Below are 18987 nucleotides of genomic sequence, written 5' to 3' on the forward strand. Positions count from 1 at the left end.
TGCACGATTCGATAGCAAAGTCCAAAAATCTTCGTCACTTTGTGCTAAGAGAGGGGAGAGGTTCCGGGCCTGACATAGCGTCAGGGCGAAGTCTCACTTCTCACTTCTAACCTCTCACTTCTCTTCAATGAAGTACTGGAAATACTACCTCGTGGCCCTGCTGGTCATCGTCATTGATCAACTTTCGAAGTGGGCGGTGCACCGCTACATGCCCATGGGGATGCCGGGTGAAATTCCGGTTTTCGGCGACTGGTTTAAGCTGCACTACACGCTGAACCCGGGTATGGCCTTCGGGGTAGAGTTGCCCGCGCCCTACGGCAAGGTTATCCTGACCTTGTTCCGCCTGCTAGCCGTTACGGGCATCAGCTACTACATCTACCGCCTCTGGAAGCAACACGCGCCCAACGGCCTGATCATCTGCATTGCCATGATTCTGGGCGGGGCCATCGGCAACCTCGTTGACTCCATCTTCTACGGCATCATTTACGACAACGCTCCCTTTGGCGCGCCTACCCCCTGGTTGCACGGGCAAGTAATTGATATGCTCTACGTGGACATTTACGAGGGAATTCTGCCGGAATCATGGCCCCTGGTGGGTGGTTCGCACGTATCGCTCTGGCCCATTTTTAACATTGCTGATGCGGCCATTTTCGTGGGGGTAGCCCTGATTCTGATTTTCCAGAACCGCTTCTACGGGCAGCACCTGGAAGAAGCCCACCCCGTAGCCGCCGACGACGCCAGAGCCGCCCAGGCCCGCCGCGACGCGGAGGCTTCGGAAGTGGCGTAGAAACGAAGCTGCTTACACGCGAAAAAGCCCGTTGGAATTACTCCAGCGGGCTTTTTTTGTGTCATTCCGAACGCAGTGAGGAATCTGGGTCAACTCGTTAGATAATTAACCCAGATTCCTCACTGCGTTCGGAATGACAGTTTCAGGCCACCCCTCTACCACACCTGATGCACCAGCGGCTTGATGCGCTGCTCATAGATGCCGCGAACGGCCTCCATTTGCTCTTTTGACAGCGCCGGCAGCTCGGCGGCGCTGAGGTTCGATTCGAGTTGGCTGGGCTTGGAGGCGCCGGGAATCACGCAGCTTACCTCATCAAGCATGAGTACCCAGCGCAAAGCCACGGGAGCAAGATTGGGCTGGTCGGGGAACACCTTTTTCAACTCCTCCACAGCTGCCAGGCCGGTTTCATAATCCACGCCCGAGAAGGTTTCACCCTTATCAAAAGCCTCGCCATTGCGGTTAAACTGGCGGTGGTCGTCGGGAGAGAAGGTAGTTTCGCGTGAGAATTTGCCGGTGAGCAGGCCGCTGGCCAGAGGCACGCGCACAATCAGGCCTACGTCGTGGCGCTTGGCTTCACTGAACAACAGCTCCGTGGGACGCTGCCGGAACATGTTGAAGATGAGCTGAATGGTGGTGACGTTGGAAAACGTGAGAGCCTTCAGCCCTTCCTCTACCTTCTCCACGCTCACGCCCAGGTTCCGGATTTTGCCTTCGTCCTTCAGCCGATCAAACACCTCAAAGATTTCGGGGCGGTAGTACACCTCCGTGGGCGGACAGTGCAGCTGAATCAGGTCCAGGGTTTCGAGTTGCATGTTGCGCAGGCTGGCCTCCACGAACTTGCGGAGCGCCTCGGGCTGATAGGCTTCGTTGACGTGAGGCTGCAGCTGGCGGCCGCACTTGGTGGCCACGTACACCCGCTCGGAGCGGCTGCGCACCAGCCGGCCCACGGCTTTTTCACTTTCGCCGTCGCCGTACACGTCGGCCGTGTCGATAAAATTGATGCCGCTGTCCACGGCTTTGTTCAGGATGGCGTCGGCCGTTTCGTGGCTGAACGGGTCGCCCCATTTGCCGCCCACCTGCCAGGTGCCGAGGCTAATTTCAGAAACGTTGAAGCCGGTTTTGCCGAGTTTGCGGTACTGCATGGGGTAGGAAGGAAGTAATATGGATGATTTTGCGAGGAGAGTTGAACGGTTATTCCGGGCAGCGCAAGGAATCCGGGGTAGTGTTCAGAAAGTATCCCAGATTCTTCGCGCTGCTCAGAATGGCAACTTGCTTGTACGCCAAACAGCCGCCGCAAGCTACTGCCCGCCTGCCTATCTTTACTTTTTTCCGCCTCGCTTCCCGTCGCCGTGTCCCAGCCCATTCTGTCCGTCCGCAACCTGACCATCGACTTTGCCAGCCACCGCGGCAACACGCGGGCCGTGGCAGACATTTCCTTCGACCTGCGGCGGGGCGAAACGCTGGCCATTGTAGGCGAGTCGGGCTCGGGCAAGTCGGTAACTTCCCTGGCCTTGATGGGGCTGATTCCGCTGCCGCCCGGCCAGATTACCTCCGGCGAGGCCCGGTTTCAGTCGGAGGCATTAGGGGAGGTAGATCTGCTGCAGCTCAGCGACGAGCAGCTGCAGCGCGTTCGGGGCAACGACATCAGCATGATTTTCCAGGAGCCGATGACCTCCCTCAACCCCGTGTATACCTGTGGCAGCCAGGTAGTGGAGGCGCTACGCCTGCACACCACGCTCACGGAGAAAGAAGCCGCGGCCCGCACCGTGGAGCTGTTTACCATGGCCCAGCTCCCGCGCCCCGAGAAAATATTCACGAGCTACCCCCACGAAATCAGCGGCGGCCAGAAGCAGCGCGTGATGATTGCCATGGCCATGGCCTGCAACCCCGCCATCCTGATTGCCGACGAGCCCACCACCGCCCTCGACGTAACGGTGCAGGCCCGCATGCTCCGCCTCATCGACGACCTGCGCCGCCAGCACAATACGGCCGTCATCTTCATTACCCACGACCTGGGGGTAGTAGCCGAAATAGCCGACCGGATTCTGGTGATGTACCGGGGAAGGGTGGTAGAACAGGGCACTGTTCTGGACATTTTCACCAACCCTCAGCATCCGTACACCAAAGGGCTGCTGGCATGCCGACCAAAACTTTCAGTCGGCAAAAAAAAGTTGCCCGTGGTGGCCGATTTCATGCGTGAAACGGCCGAGGGAGGCTTTATAGCTACTAAAGCTGGCGCTACGCAAGTGATTGAGCCTGTTGAAGGTGAAAGGAATGCTTTAGCCTCTCAAAACAGCAACGAAACCGCCAAAACGTTCCCCGTGGAACATTCTGTTTCACGACCTGTGGAACCCCATTTCGGGCTGGAAACGGCTCCAAGCGTCGAATCGGGCCAGCCGCTGTTGCTCGGCACAAACCAGGGTAGCGCTGATATGCCCAGTGGGCAAATAGCAGAAGCCAATGCTGTGACAGGCTTTGTTGGCAAGGCAGGGGTAGGGCAGACTGCAGTTCCTGGTGATATGGCTCCGCTGTTGCAGGTAGAGAACCTCAACGTGCACTTTCCTATTCGCAAGGGCTTCTTTAACCGGACCAAGGAGTTTGTGCGGGCCGTAGATGGAGTGAGCTTCAATATCTACCCCGGCGAAACGGTGGGGTTGGTAGGGGAGTCGGGCTGCGGCAAGACCACGCTGGGCCGCACCCTGCTGCGACTAGTGGAGCCCACCTCGGGTAGTATTTTGTTCGAAGGAGTGGATCTGGCCACGTTGCCCGCCGACCAGCTGCGCCGCAAGCGCCGGGAGTTTCAGATGGTATTCCAGGACCCTTATGCTGCCCTCAACCCTATGATGACCGTGGGCGAGGCCATCCGGGAGCCCATGCGCGTGCACGGGGTAGGCGGCACTAGGCAGCAGCAGAAAGACCGCGTGCTGGAGCTGCTGCGCACCGTGGGCCTGCGCGATGAGCACTACCTGCGCTACCCCCACGAGTTCAGCGGAGGCCAGCGCCAACGCATCTGCATAGCCCGGGCCCTGGCCCTGCAGCCGAAGTGCATCATCTGCGACGAGTCCGTGTCGGCCCTCGATGTCTCGGTGCAGGCCCAGGTGCTCAACCTGCTCAACGACCTCAAGCGTGAGTTCGGCATCACCTACCTCTTCATCACCCACGACCTGTCGGTGGCCCGCTTCATGTCGGATCGGTTGCTGGTGATGCGTCAGGGGAAAATTGTGGAAAGCGGCCCGGCCGCTGAGCTCTACGCCAACCCCCGGCACGAGTACACCCGGCAGCTGCTGGCCGCCATTCCGAAAGACGAGCCCGCCGACATTCGGGCCGCCGTGGCAGGTAGGGCGTAGGAGGGAAGAAGGATGGTAATACTTCCGCCCGTCATTCCGAGCAGAGCGAGGAATCTCGCGTGCTGACGCTACGTGGCTATTGTTATGCAGAGGCGGAGCCGAAGCATCCCGCTCGGCTAACATCTGGTTACCGTTGCCACGTCAGCCGAGCGAGATGCTTCGGCTCCGCCTCTGCATGACGTTCTACAGGTTTCTTTTCTCTGCCAGATGACTTTCCTTGCTCACCGGTACTCTACCTATCCATATCCCTACCTCTACTATGTACGTCTATCTGCTAACCAATCCGGCCGGTACCGTTCTCTACACTGGCTTAACCAACGACCTTGAACGACGCCTGTATGAGCACAGCCAGGGGCTGGGTGAAGCTAGTTGCTTCACGGGCCGATACCAGTGCAACCTGCTGATGTACTTTGAAGCGCTGCCCAATGCCCGGCAGGCTATAGCCCGGGAGAAGGAAATCAAAGGCTGGAGCCGGGCGAAGAAGGAGCAGCTGATTGCTGCGCTGAATCCGACGTGGGCGCCTATTGATTTAGGTACTTGGGATGGAGGCAACTCAGCAGCCGGAAACTAATCTGTCTTGCCAAACGTCGTAGGGTAGCTAACGTCAGTTACCAACTGACATGCCGGGGCGGAACCGAAGCACCTCGCCCGAATCGTGAGGTAGTAGTGCCGCCGTCAGCACGCAAGATTCCTCGCTCTGCTCGGAATGACGAGCTGCGGTTTTGCTTGCACGTGCCAGTCAAGGCCATCGTTGCGGCCCTTTTTCAACTAGAAATAGTTATTCCCCGATATATTCCGTATCATCTCTCTGAAGCCCGGTTTCGGGCTGGATTACTTTACCCCGGGAAACCTCGTAGTACTACCGTTTCCCACTCATTCAACTCCGCCGCCTGCGAAAACGACAACCACTGGCGGCCCCTTTTCTACATGAAAGAAAAAGACGAATCTGCTGCCCCCCGCGCCCCTCGCGCGAAGGCAGCCCGCCGCACCGATGCCGCTGCGGTTTCCATTTCCAAGGACCTTGTGTTTCGCATTTTCCGCGACAACCCCGGCAAAGTATTCTCTTACCGCCAACTCTCCCGCCGGCTGGGCGTGACCACCAAAGAGCAGCGCGAAGACATTTTTGAACACCTGAAAAGCCTGAAGAAAAGCGGCCTGCTCACGCTGCTTCAGAACGACGACTACCGCCTGACGGATGCTGCGGCTGCCCAGGCTGCTACCGAGCCTGCCAGTGGCCGCAAAACGCGCCGCAACGAGCGGGAACCCTTCGCCGGCATGAGCCGGGGCGGGGGGCGCCCGGTGGAAACCGAGTTCGGCCAGGACCCCGTGGTGCACCGCCGCCGCGAGGCTGGCTTCGACTTCCCCGATGCCGACAAGCCTGCTACCCCGCGCCGCCCCCGGCATGAGGGTGGCGGCGAGGTCATCACCGGCACCGTAGCCTTGGCTACCGACAAGTACGCCTTCGTCATCTCGGAGGAAAGCGAGCAGGACGTGCGCGTGTTCACCGACCGCCTGAAGTTTGCCATGCACGGCGACACGGTGCGTCTGCGCCTGCGGGGCTCCCGCGACGGCCGCCCCGTCGGCGATGTGGTGGAGGTAGTAAACCGGGTGCGCCCGGAGCTGGTGGGCCGCCTGCACATGCAGGGTGGTATCGGCTTCGTGAAGCCCGACAACCGCAAGCTCTACTTCGATGTGTTCGTGCCCTACGAGAACCTGAACGGCGCCAACCACGGCGAGAAGGTACTGGTGCGCATTGCCGAGTTTCCGGAGAATGATGCCGGCCATTTGCCCGTGGGCGAAGTGGTGCGCAGCTTCGGGAGGGCCGGCGAAAACGAGGCCGAAATCAACGCCATCATGGCCGAGTTTGGGCTGCCGTTTGAGTTCCCCGCCGAGGTAGAGGAGGAGTCGGAAAGCATTCCGCTGGAGATTCCGCAGAGTGAGGTGGAGCGCCGCCGCGACTTCCGCAACGTTACTACTTTCACCATCGACCCCGCCGACGCCAAGGACTTCGACGATGCCCTCAGCATTCAGCAGCTCGAAAACGGGCACTGGGAAATTGGGGTGCACATCGCCGACGTGACCCACTACGTGCGGCCCGGCATGGCCCTGGAGAAAGAAGCCCGTTACCGGGCTACCTCCGTGTACCTCGTGGACCGCGTGATTCCCATGCTGCCCGAGCGCCTCAGCAACGGCCTCTGCTCCCTGCGTCCTCACGAGGATAAGCTGACCTTCTCGGCCGTGTTCGAGCTCGATGAGAAAGGCAGGCTCTACAACTCCTGGTTCGGCAAAACCATCATTCACTCCGACCGCCGCTTCTCCTACGAAGAGGCCCAGGAGCGCATCGAAGGGCTGGAGGCGGACTATACGCCGGAGATTCAGCTCATGAACGACATCGCCAAGAAGCTCTGCGCGGCCCGCTTCAAGCAGGGGGCCATCAGCTTCGAAACCCAGGAGGTGAAGTTCAAGCTCGATGAGCAGGGCAAGCCGCTGTACGTGTACGTGAAGGAGCGCAAGGACGCCCACAAGATGATTGAGGAGTTCATGCTGCTGGCCAACCGCAAGGTGGCTGAGTTCGTGTTCAAGCTCAAGAACCGGAAGCCGCGCTTTACCATGGTGTACCGCGTGCACGACGCCCCCGACGAGGAGCGCTTAGCCAACTTTGCCCTCTTCGCCCAGAAGTTTGGCCACCAGCTCGACCTCTCAAACCCGAAGAAGCTGAGCACCGAGCTGAACGATTTGAGCAGCGAGGTGGTGGGCCGGCCGGAGCAAAACGTCATCCAGACGCTGGCCATCCGGACCATGGCCAAGGCCACCTATACCACCGATCCGCGCGGGCACTTCGGCCTCGCCTTCGACCACTATTCCCACTTCACCTCGCCCATTCGTCGCTACCCCGATATGATGGCCCACCGCCTGCTGGAGCACTACCTGGAGGGCGGCAAGAATGTGGAGGTGGAGCCCATTGAGGAAGAGTGCAAGCACTCCTCGGAGCGCGAGAAGCTGGCCGCCAACGCTGAGCGTGCGAGCATCAAATACAAGCAGGTGGAGTTCCTGCAGGACCGCATCGGCGACACGTTTACGGGCGTGGTGTCGGGCCTGACCGAGTGGGGGCTCTACGTGGAAATTGAGGAGAACAAGTGCGAAGGCATGGTGCGCGTGGCCGACATTCCTGGCGACTTTTTCGAGCTGGATAAGGACAACTACCGCCTGGTAGGTCAGCGCAGCAAGCGCATCATTCAGTTCGGCGACGAAATGCAGGTAGTGGTGAAATCGGCCAACCTTCTGGACCGCACCATCGATTTCGAGCTGGTGGACAACCGCCCCGACTCGGTGAAGAACCGGGAGCGGGAGGAGCGCGACGCCCACCGCGAATCGCGCCGCGGCTACCGCCCCGAGCGGAGCAGCGGGAGCAGCAAAGGCGGCCGCCCCGGCGGAGGCAAGTCTGGGGGTGGCAGCAAGCGCCGCCGGTAAACAGGCCCCGCGTTGCCCTACCCCCCGAAATAACAGAAGCCCCTACTTCGATATGAGGTAGGGGCTTCTGTAATTTCAGGGGGTAGGAAACTCCCGGATACGTTGCCAGCCAAATCTCAAGGAAACAGAACGGGCAGCGTTATGGCCGTGTCGGCAGTTTTGCCGTTGCGCTTTCCGGGCTCAAACCGAGGTAGGCCACGGATGCACTCCACGGCGGCCGCAGCGTAGGCGGCGTTGAGGCCCTGGCCCGGTGCAACTTGCACGTCCGTCACCTCACCCGTGGTCCGTACAACCAGATTCACCAGTACGCGGCCGCTTTGCCGGGGGCCGGAAGGGCGCTTCAGGGTTTTCCGGATGGCCTTGGCCAGCGCCTCCTGCCCGCCCGGAAAAACGGGTACCTGCTCCACGGAGAGGTAGCCCCCAGTGGTGAGCGGGAGCGAGTCGGCGGCGGCTGGTGCGGGCGGGGCAACGGCGGGTTTGCGGGCCGGGCGCGGCGGGGCCGTAACGGGGGCCGGCGGGCGGGCGTCCCACCAGTTGTAGGAGTTCTGGGCAAGGGCCGCCGTTGGCAGAAGCAGCCAGCACAGAAGCGCGTAAGCTTCATAGCAGATAGGGGGTAGAGGCCCGACGAGCCCGCTGCGGAAGATAACGAAGTTGCCCCCGCCCTGTTGCCTACTATCCACACCGATACTACTATCACGCGCCACCTCATCCCTTCGTCACCCCACCACATAGTACAATTCACCTCATCACCTCATCACGGTTCACCCCATCACCCCACAACTCTTCCGTACCTTTCCCTTCTGAACTTTCACCTTATTCCGTGGATCTGTCCCAACTCACTGACCGCATCAATACCGGCCTCGCTCAGCTTCGCTACGGCGAAGAACCGGCGGCCCTCTACGAGCCCATTCGCTACATCATGGCCCTCGGCGGTAAACGCATCCGGCCGCTGCTGACGCTGCTGGGTGCTTACGTTTTCACCGATGAGCTGGAGCCCGCCCTGAAGCCGGCCCTGGCTACCGAAGTCTTCCACAACTTCACCCTGCTCCACGACGACCTGATGGACCAGGCGCCCCTGCGCCGCGGCCAGGCTACCGTGCACGAAAAGTGGAACCCCAACGTGGCTATCCTGAGCGGCGACGTGATGCTGGTGCGGGCCTACGAGCTCTTCCTGGATGTGCCCGCCGAGCTGCTGCCCCATGTGCTGCGCCGCTTTTCCCAAACCGCCGCCGAGGTGTGCGAGGGCCAGCAGTGGGACATGAACTTCGAGACGGAAACTGAGGTCAGTATCGAGCAATACTTGGATATGATTCGGCTAAAAACGGCCGTACTGCTGGGCTTTGCTCTGGAGCTCGGGGCCCTGCTCGGCGGCGCTTCGCGGCAGGATGCCGACCACCTGCGGCAGTTTGGCGTAGGCATTGGGGTAGCCTTTCAGCTGCGCGACGATTTGCTGGACGTGTACGGCGACGTGGCCACTTTCGGCAAGCGCGTGGGCGGCGACATCCTCAGCGACAAGAAAACCTACCTCCTGCTCACGGCCCAGGCCCAGGCCAATGAGGCGCAGCGCGCTGTACTGGCCCAGCACATCGGCCAGCCCGTGCCCGATGCCGATGCTAAGGTGCAGGCCGTGCGAGCTATCTACGATGAGCTCGAAATCCGCCCTCAGACGGAAGCTCTCATCAACGACTACTTCCTGGACGCTTTGCAGCATCTGGAGCGCGTGGCGGCCCCCGAAACGCGCAAAAAACCGCTCCACCAGCTTGCCCTCCAACTCATGGAGCGCGAGCAATAGCCTTTTCCTTTCTTTCGCCCTTTTTTCAGGCTCATGGAAATTTCTCCTACCCTTGTGCTGACCGTGCTGACGGTGGGCATCTCCCTCTACGCATGGTCCAACGAGGCCCTGCTCGACAGCTGGATTCTGGACCCCTACCGGGTGAAGCGCAACAACGATTACTACCGCTTCATCACCTCCGGTTTTCTGCACGCCGATTTTGGCCACTTGCTGTTCAACATGCTGGCGTTTTACTCGTTCAGTCAGGTAGTAGAAACCGTCTTCTTCGGGGTGTTTGGGCCTACTACCGGGCTGCTCTACTTCCTGCTCCTGTACCTGGGCGCTATCGTGCTATCGGATGTTCCTACTTATCTCCGCCACCGCGACGACCCTAACTACCGGAGCCTGGGCGCCTCGGGTGGGGTAGCGGCCATTGTGTTTTCCGCCATTCTGTTTAATCCTACGGCAGGCATCCGCATCTTTCCTATTCCGGTTGACATTCCCGGCTTCATCTTCGGCTTTCTCTACCTGGCGTACTCCTACTACATGGGGCGCCGCCGGGGCGACAACATCAACCACGACGCTCACTTTTACGGCGCGCTGTACGGTATCGTCCTGACGCTCATTCTGATACCCCGGGTTGGGCCGCTATTCTTCAGCAAAATCCAGGAATTTGTGAATTAACTATATGATTATCAGATGTTTGTGAGTGTAGCGCTTGCCGGATAATATCCATTTTAGGTGATGTGCGTACAGGATGGCATACTCTCTACCATTCTACACACTCCCTGCACTCATGAACAAGCTCGTTTCCTCCCTCACCAGCAACCGTTCCTTTACCCTGACCGGTATTCTGGCTCTCTTAATGTCGTTTGCGCTGAGCAGCTGCGGCCGTACCCGCAATGCCGATGGCTCACTGACGACGGCCGGTGTGATTCACCTTATTCTGGCCGTATATGCCTTGTTTAAGTTGTTCCAGCAGCCCTGGTCGTTGGGCAAGAAGCTTATCTGGGGTTTGATTATTTTCTTCTTCCCCTTCTTGGGCTCGTTGGCCTTCCTGCTCTTCGGTAAAGACAAATAGTAAATAGCCAGCCGCCATAACCAAACAGCCCCGATGCTCTTCGCGAGCATCGGGGCTGTTTGGTTATGGCGGGTAGTCAGTCAGGCTTACTGCCCGCCTAGCAAGTGCTGCTTTTCCATTCTGGTAACGTGCTGTAGAATAGCTGCTGTGTTCGTGATTTCCGTGGCCTGCCAGTAGTCGCCTTTGTTGAGCATCTTCACTTCCAGCACAAGGGTAGTATCGTAGCGGGGTTGGGTGAACTCCAGCCCAACCAGGGCCTGCTCGCCTTCTTCCTTGGTGTATTTAATGCCCTTGAACTGACTGTCTTTGCTAACCACTTTGCCGGCCAGCCCCAGCAGCGACACATTCCCGATGGGCTTGGGCACACTGGCTGCTGCCTCCACCGAGCCGGTTTCTACGTAGCGCTGTACCTCCTGCCGGGCTGCCTGGGCTAATTGAGGCTTCAGAAGCCGCAGAGCTCCTTTCAAAGCAAAACCTCCGGGGTTGAGCATGCCCAGCACGGAGCCTTGCTCGGTTATGTCGTCAACTAAGCTGCTGGTTACGCTGCTTACATCCACGTAGCGCTCAAACGCGGCTGGGTCCCGGTCGTGCACGGCTTTAGCTGCCTGCATCAATGAGTATTCGGGACCCGTTGAGATGTGCCGGTAATAGAGGTAGCCACCCACAGCTATGCCCAGCAGAAGCAGGGCTATAATCATTTTTTTCATGAGAAGGAATAGAGGACGAGAAACGTCGTAAGAAAGTAAAAGTAGCATGATTTTACCCGGTTGCCGGCGGCGTTTCGGCCTACCCCGGCTGTCGTAAGCCAAGGCACAACACCACCTGATTAGCGTTTACCCATGCCTGATATTGCAACCTTTCCCGAAGTGCACGGCCACCGTGGCTGCCGGGGCCTGCGTCCTGAAAACACATTGGCAGCCTTCCGCCACGCGGTGAGTTTAGGCGTTGATGTTTTGGAACTGGATGTTGTAGTGTCAGCCGATCATCAGGTAGTCGTGTCTCATGAACCCTGGATGTCGGCTACCATTTGCCGGACGCCGGCGGGCGAAGCCATTACCCGGGCGGAGCAGCTGCGACACAACCTGTACGCCATGCCATACGCCCTGATCCGGCAGTACGACTGCGGCCTGACCCAGCACCCGGCCTACCCCGAGCAGGTGCCCGGACCAGCCCACAAACCGCTCCTGCGTGAGGTAGTCGCGGCCGCCGATGCTGCGGCTCGGCAGCAGGGACGCGCCCCGGTTCGGTTCAGTGTGGAACTGAAAAGTACCCCCGAAGGCGACACCTTATTTCACCCCACCCCAGCGGTTTTTCTGGCCTTGGTTCTGGCCGAGCTGCAGGTCCTGGGTATTGCCTCGCGCACCACGCTGCTGTGCTTTGATAAGCGTATCCTTCAGCAGGTCCGGCAAGCAGCTCCGGGGCTGCCGCTCTGCCTGCTGGTAGAGGATACAAAACCACTTGGTGCGCACCTGGCCGAGCTAGGTTTCCTACCAGAAGTAGTCGGTCCTGACTTCCGTCTGCTGACACCCAGCCTCGTTGCCAATCTGCGGGAAGCAGGCCTCAGCTTTGTTCCCTGGACGGTTAACGAAATGGCTGATTTGCGCGCGGTGCTGGCCTACCGTCCTCAGGGCATTACCACCGATTTTCCTGACCGTTTACTGGCGCTGCGAACCTCATTTGTCTAGCGCCGCATAGGCTCAATACCTGGGAGATTAAGTGCTCCGGCAACAGGTAGGCAGGAGGGAACTCCGTCCAGCTGCAGCTCCAATAGTTAGCGATTTTTCAGACCCAGATACGGGCGTGCAACAAAAGATACACTAGGCTCCTTGTAACAATGTTGATCTTGTTACAACTGTAGTCAGCCGATACAGGTACGTGCTTTGTTACGTGTAACAGTAAGCCGTGTACACCGATGTTACAACAGGGTATTTTACACGTGTAACACAGTGGCTGTACCAGTGATGATACACTGTGTCTATTGGTTACATGTGACACAATGTTATATTTACGTACTCACCACCTGATACACTTTCTGATTATGTCACATCAAGGCGAAATCCTGCAGGAAGCCATCAAAAACAGCGGTATTTCAATTACGCGTATCGTGGACGAACTAGGTATTACACGTCCTACTATCTACCGTAAATTCAAGGAAGAAACGCTTGATTACGGATTTGTAAAGAGGGTAGGGGATGTAATATCACACGATTTTTCTCAGGAGTTTACAGTAGCGCAACAAACTGTTTTGCCACTTGTTACACCCAGTGTTGTATCATCTGTAACAAATACGCAGGTTGCTACAAATCCTCCGCGTTACAATGCTGCGCCTGTTACAGATACAGATCCTGTAAAACAGCTGCTGGCGCTGCAGCAGAAGTATATTGCCCTTCTCGAGGCTTATAATGAGCTTCTCTTGAAAGTGTATGGGCCTAAGTAACAGGTCTGTTCCACGTGAAACATTTCTGTTATAGTTACTTGAGTGCAGGTGTCCGCGGAGGTACTATAGACCCAGCTGGGGCGGATACGCTGTAATGCAGCCTGGCCTCGCAAAAAGCACAAACGGAGCACCGGCCAAAACAGGATAACACAGCCTGTTTCCGGGCTAGGTCAAGGAGAACAAACCCTTCGCCTCCCATTCAACACTTCACCTCTCTTTACGACAAACTCAAGTCTGCAAACCACGCCACCAGCGTACCGTCCGGTGTCTTACTCACGGGTAACTTTAACCGAGCTGATGCTACCTTCCTAAGCCAACTTCGGGGGTAAAATTCACGGAGGAATTTTACTGTCTCTTATGGACAAGGTAGCCTATGCCGCCGCCTCAAAGCACGCCGGTACTTACTGCGTCACGGTGAGCGTTGATGGGGTTAATTTTATGAAGCCTGTAGAAGTAGGCGAGCTGGTGTCGCTGTAGGCTTCCATCAATTATGTTGCCGTACCTTATTGCTCGTCGGTATTGAAGTAACGGCCGAAGATGTACGAACCGGAACGGTGAAACATACCAATACTTGTTACTTTCCTATGGTCGCCAAAGACGACGAGGGGCAGCCTGCAATAGTACCCGGCCTTCGCCTGGAAACCTCGGAGAATACCCGCCGGTTTCTGGAAGCCATTAAGCGACGCGAGGTCTAGGAGCAGTATAGTCGCGAGTTTGATAACGCCCGCACTCGGCTGGCTATTGAGCAGCAATTACACTTGATGGAAAAGGAGCGTTGCGAAATAGGCTACTAGCCGAAGGCGAAGCAAAACCAACACGGCTGAGCGCAGCCGCTTCGGTTTGCGGCCTTAGCAGGGGTAGGGGAGCAGCATGGCTGCGCTTAATAAGAAAGGTGCCGCGCAGGCTCGTCGCTACCCAAACTGGTTCAACCGGGTTTTATAACCTATGGCTGGCGTAGTCACAAACGTTCGAGCAAACATCTACGGTTGGGAGCCTACTCTGCTAATACTGGCTGCCAAGCTGGGGGACTAAGCGACCGGAACAAGTAGGGGAGGCTATTCTGGTGGAAGGCTGTAGCAGATTAAGCAACCCACGCACAACTTGAGAAGAGCAGATGCAGCTACAGCGCTTGGGAGAGCTGAGGTAGATGCATCATAGAAACACTACTTCTTTAATGACATCCGCGCCAACCTCAGCGTTAATAATTTCGAGCACTCGGGTCTTGGCCATGACGAGCTCATGCTTGAGGGGCGCCGAGGACAAGCGCACAAACAGCTTGTTGTTGCTCACGTACACCTGCTGGGTTTTCATCGCCACAGCTTTGCCCATCACCCGCTCCCAGCTGGCTACTACCGTTACCTCGTTCAGCTTGCCCTGGAGCCGGTAGGCGCGGAGCAGAGCCGTAATCCCATCCTTCAGCGGAACAATGTCAGACTGACGGGAATTGTCGGAGGAGAAAGGTTTTTTGAGAGCCATTGCATTACTTAACGCGCGAGCAACAGACGTGTTGCCCACCGCCCCAAAGATACCACCCAGGTATGCTAAAGCAGTGTCACCGTACCCGAATCAACCCGGAAGCGACGAATATCATCCGACAGAGCAGCCAGCACCCGGTCGGTGCGTTCCAGGTGGGTATCGGTCAGAAAAATCTGCCCGAAGGTATGGTTGGCAACCAGCTGCATGAGGCGGGTAATCCGCTTCTCGTCGAGACGGTCAAAGATGTCATCGAGTAGCAGCAACGGCTTCTGCTGCTTGTGCAGCGCCAGTATCTCAAACTGGGCCAGCTTGAGTGCAATAGCAAATGACTTCTGCTGGCCCTGCGACCCGTACCCCTTCACGCCAAGGCCGTCCATTAAAAAGGTAACGTCGTCGCGGTGGGGGCCCATGGTGGTACGCTGCAGGCTCAGATCCTTGCGCTCCTGCAGACGTAGCAGCTTCAGAAAATCAGCTCCCGGCAGCTCACTCTTGTAGGCCAGCGTCACCTGTTCCCGAGCGTCCGCCAACTGTTCGTAATGTCGTTGAAATACCGGCTCGAACTCTACCAGGAATTGCTGCCGCCGTTGCACTAACTGCTCGCCCAAGGGCGCGAGCTGCTCATCCAGCACCAGCAGGTAGTCCCGGTCGTAGCCCGCCTGCCGATCGGCCGCCAGCTTAAGCAAAGAGTTGCGCTGCTTCAGTAAATGGGAGTACCGAATCAGATGCTCCAGGTACGTATGGTCGAGCTGGGAGATTAAACTATCGAAATATTTGCGCCGCTCCTCGCTCCCCTGGCGGATAAGGTCCGTGTCGTAGGGCGAGATAAGCACTACCGGATACTTGCCGATGTGGTCCGAAACTCGTTCGTAGGGCTGCTTGTCGTGGCTGACCGTTTTCTTCTGCCCCACCCGCAAGCTGCACTGTATGGTTTCGGGTCGGTCGGCAGCGGCGCTTCGGAACTTGCCCTTCACAACAAAGAACTCGGCCCCTTGCTGAATGCTCTGCGCATCCGAGGTAGAAAAGGCACTCTTGGTCAGGGAGAGATAATGAATGGCATCGAGCAGGTTGGTTTTGCCACTGCCGTTGTCCCCGATAAAACAATTGATATGTGCCGACAAGCCTACATTGGCTTCCTCGTAGTTTTTAAAGAACAGTAAATGCAGGCTTTCGAGTATCATGCGACGGGTTCGGAATTGCAATCCTTTTACGTACTTTCGCATCCCAAACGCGAACAACCGAAAGCAAGATGGCGGAGACGAAAGTAAAGGGTGCCTCTAAGGCTTCCAATTCGACGAAGAAATCGTCGGCCCCGAAAGCTACCCCCCAAGGCGAGGCTGCTACCGATACGGTAAAACAGCCCGATCCGGTGCTGCCACCCGTCAACAGCGAGGCTGAGCAGGCTACGGGCGCTCCTAAAGCAACTACCCCCGATCAGCCGCAATTCCCGAAGGAAACCTACCTGCAGTGGTATGAGCAAATGCAGCTCATGCGCAAGTTCGAGGAAAAAGCCGGTCAGCTGTATGGCCAGCAAAAGATTAAAGGCTTCTGTCACCTGTACATAGGCCAGGAGGCGTGCGTGGCCGGAGCCGTGTCGGCCCTGACCAAAGACGACAAGTGGATTACCGCTTACCGTGACCACGCCCACCCCTTGGCCCTGGGCACCTCGCCCAATGCTATTATGGCGGAGCTGTACGCGAAGGCTACCGGCTGCTCTAAGGGCAAAGGCGGCTCCATGCACATCTTTGATAAAAACGTTAACTTCATCGGCGGCCACGGCATCGTGGGAGGGCAGGTGCCACTGGGTGCCGGTATTGCTTTCGCCGAGAAGTATAATAAGACCGGTAACCTGTGCATCTGCTACATGGGCGACGGGGCCGTACGTCAGGGCGCTCTGCACGAGGCCTTCAACATGGCTATGCTCTGGAAGCTGCCCGTCATCTTCGTGGTCGAAAACAATGGCTATGCCATGGGAACCTCGGTGCAGCGTACCTCCAACGTAACCGAGCTTTACACCCTGGGTGAGAGCTACGATATGCCCTCGGAGCCGGTAAATGCCATGAACGTAGAGGACGTGCACAATGCGGTAGCCCGCGCTGCCGAGCGCGCCCGCGCCGGCGAAGGTCCTACCTTTCTGGAGTTCAAAACCTACCGCTACAAAGGCCACTCCATGAGTGACCCCGCCAAGTACCGGACCAAGGAGGAGCTGGAAGACTACCGTTCCCGCGACTCCATCGAGTCCGTGCGCCACACCATCCTGACGCACAACATGGCCACGGAAGAGGAGCTCAGCGCCATTGATGAAAAGATTAAGGCGCAGGTGCTGGAGTCAGTTGAATTTGCCGAAACCTCGCCCTTCCCTACGGCCGATGAGCTGTACAAGGATGTGTACGTGCAGCAAGACTACCCCTACATCCGCGACTAGTACTGCGGGAGTTTACCAGGCCCCGGCCTCCTTTTTGCGTAATCCTCATGTCAAAAATTCCTTTCACAGGTAAAAGCCAACAGGCCCGCCAGCAACAGGCGCAGCGTGCCGTTCCTTCTGCGGACCCGCTGCAGCCGGCGGAAGCCTATAACCCCGAGCATCCGCTGCTGGAAGACCCTGACGCCTTGGCTATCCGCTTGGCTGAATCGGAAGACTTTGTGCGGCGCAATAAGAACGTGCTGCTGGGTCTGCTGGCGGTAGTGGTACTGGCCGTGGTAGGAGGCTTCGGCTACTACCTGTGGCGGGGCTCGCAGGACAGCAAAGGACAGGCCGCCTTGTTTCAGGCAGTGAACTACTGGGAAGCTGACTCCTTGCAGAAAGCCATGAAGGGCGACGGCCGCAACCTGGGGCTGGAGCGCGTGGCCTCAGAGTACAGCGGTACCGACGCCGGCAACTTAGCTAACTTCTACGCGGGCGTTGCCGCTCTTAAGCAGGGGCAGTATCAGCAGGCTATCGACTACCTCGAAGACTTTAGCTCCAACGACTACTTGGTACAGGCCCGGGCATATGCATTGCTGGGCGATGCGCACCTGGAACTCAACCAAGCCAAGGAAGCCGCCAACTTTTATAACAAAGCTGCCAACCACAATGCCAATGAGTACCTGTCGCCAGCTTATCTGCTGAAGGAGGCTACTGCTTGTGAGCTAGGCAAGGACAATGAAGGCGCTATTGCTGCCTACGATAAAATCCTGGCAGATTACCCCGCTTCGGCAGAGGCCACGGAAGCCAAGCAGTACAAGGCGCGCGCCGAGGCGCTGGCCGGCAAATAGCTTTACATTCTCTAGCAGGGTTAACGAAGAAGGACGGGCTTGCCCGTCCTTCTTCGTTAACCCTGCTAGAGTATATGGGGCAGACCCCGCGTAAGCTGAAGTGCCAGCCAGCAGTACCTTTGCCTAAGTACTTGCTTTGCACCTCAACCAGAATCACCATTCATGGCTACTTCCCTCAAGAACCTGAGCGACTATACCTCCGACAACTTCATCGATATTTCCGACAAGCGCTTTGGCCTGGTAGTAGCCGAGTGGAACCGGGAGATTACCGATACGCTGGCCCGTGGCGCCTACGACACGTTGATTAAGCACGGGGCTAAACCAGAAAATATATTCCGCAATACCGTGCCCGGCAGCTTCGAGCTGACACTGGGGGCCCAACTGCTGGCCCAGCACGAGGAAATTGATGCGGTTATTTGCCTGGGGGTAGTTATCAAGGGTGAAACCAAGCACGACGACTACATCTGCCACGCCGTAGCCAGTGGTATTACCAACGTGGGCCTAAAGTTCAACAAGCCCGTTATTTTTGGGCTGGTGACCACCAACACGCTGGAGCAGGCCTGGGACCGGGCCGGTGGTAAGCACGGCAACAAAGGGGTAGAGGGGGCCGTGGCCGCTATTCACATGCTCGGTTTCTGATAACGTACTGCGGAGCTTACCAAGAGCCCGGCGTCACTCCGGAAGCAATCCGTATGATCCTATGCTCATTAGCAGACAAAAGCGTAGCTTTGCGCCCTAAAATGCTTGGTCATCGGGAGCTTCCGGGAGCAGGCAGTACCGGTCCGGCAGCTCTGGGGGCATCAGTAAGGTAAACTTATTCGTGCAAGCCGCTGTTGGGCTCTAACTGCTAGTATCCTGCTCAGTTCGAGGCAGGCAGTCAGCTAATCATCATTCTTATAACCTCTCCCTGCACCAACATGAGTGAAGAACCCCTACGCTATTCCAGGGAAGAACTAGCGGAGTTTGAGCAGATCATTCAGGATAAGCTCACCGCTGCCCGCAAGGAAGTAGCGTTCATCAAAGAAACGCTGAGCCGTAAAAACGACTCGGGCACTGATAATACGGCTTCTTCTTCGAAGGTGCTGGAGGACGGTGCTGACACGGCCGAGAAAGAGAGCCTGAACCAGCTGGCGTCGCGCCAGATGAAGTTTATCCAGCAGCTCGAAAATGCCCTGATTCGCATTAAGAATGGCACCTATGGGGTGTGCATCGGTACTGGCAAGCTGATTCCCAAGGAACGTCTGCGTGCCGTACCGCATACGCAGCACTCCATTGAGGCCAAAATGGCCCGCCGCGACTAGGTTCGCAGCGGCCGCGCTTACTTGCCCGGACTCGTGACCGGCTCCCGCTACGGCAGGGCTGGGT

The 18987-nt window shown here is 57.7% G+C and carries 18 protein-coding genes and 1 pseudogene; 14 read left to right on the forward strand and 5 right to left on the reverse strand.

Annotated elements, in window-relative coordinates; translation table 11 throughout:
• Positions 1-127 precede the first annotated feature (127 nt).
• On the forward strand, positions 128-787 hold the full coding sequence (locus GGU46_RS19675; RefSeq protein WP_183405274.1) for a lipoprotein signal peptidase: 660 nt from the start codon (positions 128-130) through the stop codon (positions 785-787).
• A gap of 155 nt (positions 788-942) precedes the next feature.
• Here GGU46_RS19675 and GGU46_RS19680 read toward each other — a convergent pair whose 3' ends face one another.
• Positions 943-1929 carry an aldo/keto reductase gene (locus GGU46_RS19680; protein WP_183405275.1) on the reverse strand — a complete coding sequence of 329 codons (987 nt, stop codon included), beginning with the start codon at positions 1927-1929 and terminating at the stop codon, positions 943-945.
• A 207-nt stretch (positions 1930-2136) separates the two neighbouring features.
• Between GGU46_RS19680 and GGU46_RS19685 the strand changes: the two genes are divergently transcribed.
• From GGU46_RS19685 to rnr, 3 genes are all read left to right on the forward strand, one after another.
• Positions 2137-4134, forward strand: coding sequence for an ABC transporter ATP-binding protein (locus tag GGU46_RS19685; RefSeq protein ID WP_183405276.1), 1998 nt, complete (start codon positions 2137-2139; stop codon positions 4132-4134).
• A 259-nt stretch (positions 4135-4393) separates the two neighbouring features.
• Positions 4394-4705 (forward strand): GIY-YIG nuclease family protein, encoded by a 312-nt coding sequence (locus GGU46_RS19690; RefSeq protein ID WP_183405277.1) that lies wholly within the window; start codon positions 4394-4396, stop codon positions 4703-4705.
• A gap of 356 nt (positions 4706-5061) precedes the next feature.
• On the forward strand, positions 5062-7605 hold the full coding sequence (gene rnr / locus GGU46_RS19695) for a ribonuclease R (protein ID WP_183405278.1): 2544 nt from the start codon (positions 5062-5064) through the stop codon (positions 7603-7605).
• 116 nt (positions 7606-7721) lie between these two features.
• On the opposite strand, the gene GGU46_RS22520 is transcribed toward rnr, so the two are convergent.
• The gene (locus tag GGU46_RS22520; protein WP_183405279.1) at positions 7722-8285 is read right to left on the reverse strand and encodes a TonB family protein; all 564 of its coding nucleotides are present in this window, start codon (positions 8283-8285) and stop codon (positions 7722-7724) included.
• Positions 8286-8425: 140 nt separating this feature from the next.
• Between GGU46_RS22520 and GGU46_RS19705 the strand changes: the two genes are divergently transcribed.
• From GGU46_RS19705 to GGU46_RS19715, 3 genes are all read left to right on the forward strand, one after another.
• Positions 8426-9397 (forward strand): polyprenyl synthetase family protein, encoded by a 972-nt coding sequence (locus GGU46_RS19705; protein ID WP_183405280.1) that lies wholly within the window; start codon positions 8426-8428, stop codon positions 9395-9397.
• 33 nt (positions 9398-9430) lie between these two features.
• Entirely contained in the window at positions 9431-10060 is a 630-nt protein-coding gene (locus GGU46_RS19710) for a rhomboid family intramembrane serine protease (RefSeq protein WP_215906409.1), read from the forward strand.
• A 112-nt stretch (positions 10061-10172) separates the two neighbouring features.
• Positions 10173-10457 carry a PLD nuclease N-terminal domain-containing protein gene (locus GGU46_RS19715; protein WP_183405281.1) on the forward strand — a complete coding sequence of 95 codons (285 nt, stop codon included), beginning with the start codon at positions 10173-10175 and terminating at the stop codon, positions 10455-10457.
• Positions 10458-10543: 86 nt separating this feature from the next.
• Here GGU46_RS19715 and GGU46_RS19720 read toward each other — a convergent pair whose 3' ends face one another.
• Positions 10544-11164 (reverse strand): DUF2939 domain-containing protein, encoded by a 621-nt coding sequence (locus GGU46_RS19720; protein WP_183405282.1) that lies wholly within the window; start codon positions 11162-11164, stop codon positions 10544-10546.
• A gap of 132 nt (positions 11165-11296) precedes the next feature.
• Here GGU46_RS19720 and GGU46_RS19725 point away from each other — a divergent pair, with 132 nt between their 5' ends.
• From GGU46_RS19725 to GGU46_RS19735, 3 genes and pseudogenes are all read left to right on the forward strand, one after another.
• On the forward strand, positions 11297-12142 hold the full coding sequence (locus GGU46_RS19725) for a glycerophosphodiester phosphodiesterase family protein (RefSeq protein WP_183405283.1): 846 nt from the start codon (positions 11297-11299) through the stop codon (positions 12140-12142).
• Between the two features lie 353 nt (positions 12143-12495).
• Positions 12496-12894: a helix-turn-helix domain-containing protein gene (locus tag GGU46_RS19730; RefSeq protein ID WP_183405284.1), complete on the forward strand. Its 399-nt coding sequence runs from the start codon at positions 12496-12498 to the stop codon at positions 12892-12894.
• Positions 12895-13251: 357 nt separating this feature from the next.
• Positions 13252-13688, forward strand: a pseudogene (locus GGU46_RS19735) (acyl-CoA thioesterase).
• Between the two features lie 358 nt (positions 13689-14046).
• Here GGU46_RS19735 and GGU46_RS19740 read toward each other — a convergent pair.
• Together GGU46_RS19740 and recF are read right to left on the reverse strand one after the other, a co-directional pair.
• On the reverse strand, positions 14047-14370 hold the full coding sequence (locus tag GGU46_RS19740) for a DUF721 domain-containing protein (RefSeq protein ID WP_183405285.1): 324 nt from the start codon (positions 14368-14370) through the stop codon (positions 14047-14049).
• A gap of 65 nt (positions 14371-14435) precedes the next feature.
• A complete protein-coding gene (gene recF, locus GGU46_RS19745) occupies positions 14436-15548 on the reverse strand; it encodes a DNA replication/repair protein RecF (RefSeq protein ID WP_183405286.1) in 1113 nt (370 codons plus the stop codon).
• Positions 15549-15616: 68 nt separating this feature from the next.
• Between recF and pdhA the strand changes: the two genes are divergently transcribed.
• The 4 genes from pdhA (at position 15617) to GGU46_RS19765 (ending at position 18923) form a co-directional block, all read left to right on the forward strand.
• Positions 15617-16792: a pyruvate dehydrogenase (acetyl-transferring) E1 component subunit alpha gene (pdhA, locus tag GGU46_RS19750; RefSeq protein ID WP_183405287.1), complete on the forward strand. Its 1176-nt coding sequence runs from the start codon at positions 15617-15619 to the stop codon at positions 16790-16792.
• A 47-nt stretch (positions 16793-16839) separates the two neighbouring features.
• The gene (locus GGU46_RS19755; protein ID WP_183405288.1) at positions 16840-17622 is read left to right on the forward strand and encodes a tetratricopeptide repeat protein; all 783 of its coding nucleotides are present in this window, start codon (positions 16840-16842) and stop codon (positions 17620-17622) included.
• 162 nt (positions 17623-17784) lie between these two features.
• On the forward strand, positions 17785-18261 hold the full coding sequence (gene ribH / locus GGU46_RS19760) for a 6,7-dimethyl-8-ribityllumazine synthase (protein ID WP_110976063.1): 477 nt from the start codon (positions 17785-17787) through the stop codon (positions 18259-18261).
• A 278-nt stretch (positions 18262-18539) separates the two neighbouring features.
• Positions 18540-18923 carry a TraR/DksA family transcriptional regulator gene (locus tag GGU46_RS19765; protein ID WP_139925056.1) on the forward strand — a complete coding sequence of 128 codons (384 nt, stop codon included), beginning with the start codon at positions 18540-18542 and terminating at the stop codon, positions 18921-18923.
• Positions 18924-18987 lie beyond the last annotated feature (64 nt).

It is taken from the genome of Hymenobacter latericoloratus, from assembly GCF_014199535.1.
GTDB classification, from domain to species: domain Bacteria; phylum Bacteroidota; class Bacteroidia; order Cytophagales; family Hymenobacteraceae; genus Hymenobacter; species Hymenobacter latericoloratus.

What these genes read in the sequence shown, in the direction of transcription:
- GGU46_RS19675 (WP_183405274.1), top strand. Translation starts at nt 128, where the DNA reads ATGAAGTACTGGAAATACTACCTCGTGGCCCTGCTGGTCATCGTCATT.
- GGU46_RS19680 (WP_183405275.1), bottom strand. Translation starts at nt 1,929, where the DNA reads ATGCAGTACCGCAAACTCGGCAAAACCGGCTTCAACGTTTCTGAAATT.
- GGU46_RS19690 (WP_183405277.1), top strand. Translation starts at nt 4,394, where the DNA reads ATGTACGTCTATCTGCTAACCAATCCGGCCGGTACCGTTCTCTACACT.
- rnr (WP_183405278.1), top strand. Translation starts at nt 5,062, where the DNA reads ATGAAAGAAAAAGACGAATCTGCTGCCCCCCGCGCCCCTCGCGCGAAG.
- GGU46_RS19710 (WP_215906409.1), top strand. Translation starts at nt 9,431, where the DNA reads ATGGAAATTTCTCCTACCCTTGTGCTGACCGTGCTGACGGTGGGCATC.
- GGU46_RS19715 (WP_183405281.1), top strand. Translation starts at nt 10,173, where the DNA reads ATGAACAAGCTCGTTTCCTCCCTCACCAGCAACCGTTCCTTTACCCTG.
- GGU46_RS19720 (WP_183405282.1), bottom strand. Translation starts at nt 11,164, where the DNA reads ATGAAAAAAATGATTATAGCCCTGCTTCTGCTGGGCATAGCTGTGGGT.
- GGU46_RS19725 (WP_183405283.1), top strand. Translation starts at nt 11,297, where the DNA reads ATGCCTGATATTGCAACCTTTCCCGAAGTGCACGGCCACCGTGGCTGC.
- GGU46_RS19730 (WP_183405284.1), top strand. Translation starts at nt 12,496, where the DNA reads ATGTCACATCAAGGCGAAATCCTGCAGGAAGCCATCAAAAACAGCGGT.
- GGU46_RS19740 (WP_183405285.1), bottom strand. Translation starts at nt 14,370, where the DNA reads ATGGCTCTCAAAAAACCTTTCTCCTCCGACAATTCCCGTCAGTCTGAC.
- recF (WP_183405286.1), bottom strand. Translation starts at nt 15,548, where the DNA reads ATGATACTCGAAAGCCTGCATTTACTGTTCTTTAAAAACTACGAGGAA.
- pdhA (WP_183405287.1), top strand. Translation starts at nt 15,617, where the DNA reads ATGGCGGAGACGAAAGTAAAGGGTGCCTCTAAGGCTTCCAATTCGACG.
- GGU46_RS19755 (WP_183405288.1), top strand. Translation starts at nt 16,840, where the DNA reads ATGTCAAAAATTCCTTTCACAGGTAAAAGCCAACAGGCCCGCCAGCAA.
- ribH (WP_110976063.1), top strand. Translation starts at nt 17,785, where the DNA reads ATGGCTACTTCCCTCAAGAACCTGAGCGACTATACCTCCGACAACTTC.
- GGU46_RS19765 (WP_139925056.1), top strand. Translation starts at nt 18,540, where the DNA reads ATGAGTGAAGAACCCCTACGCTATTCCAGGGAAGAACTAGCGGAGTTT.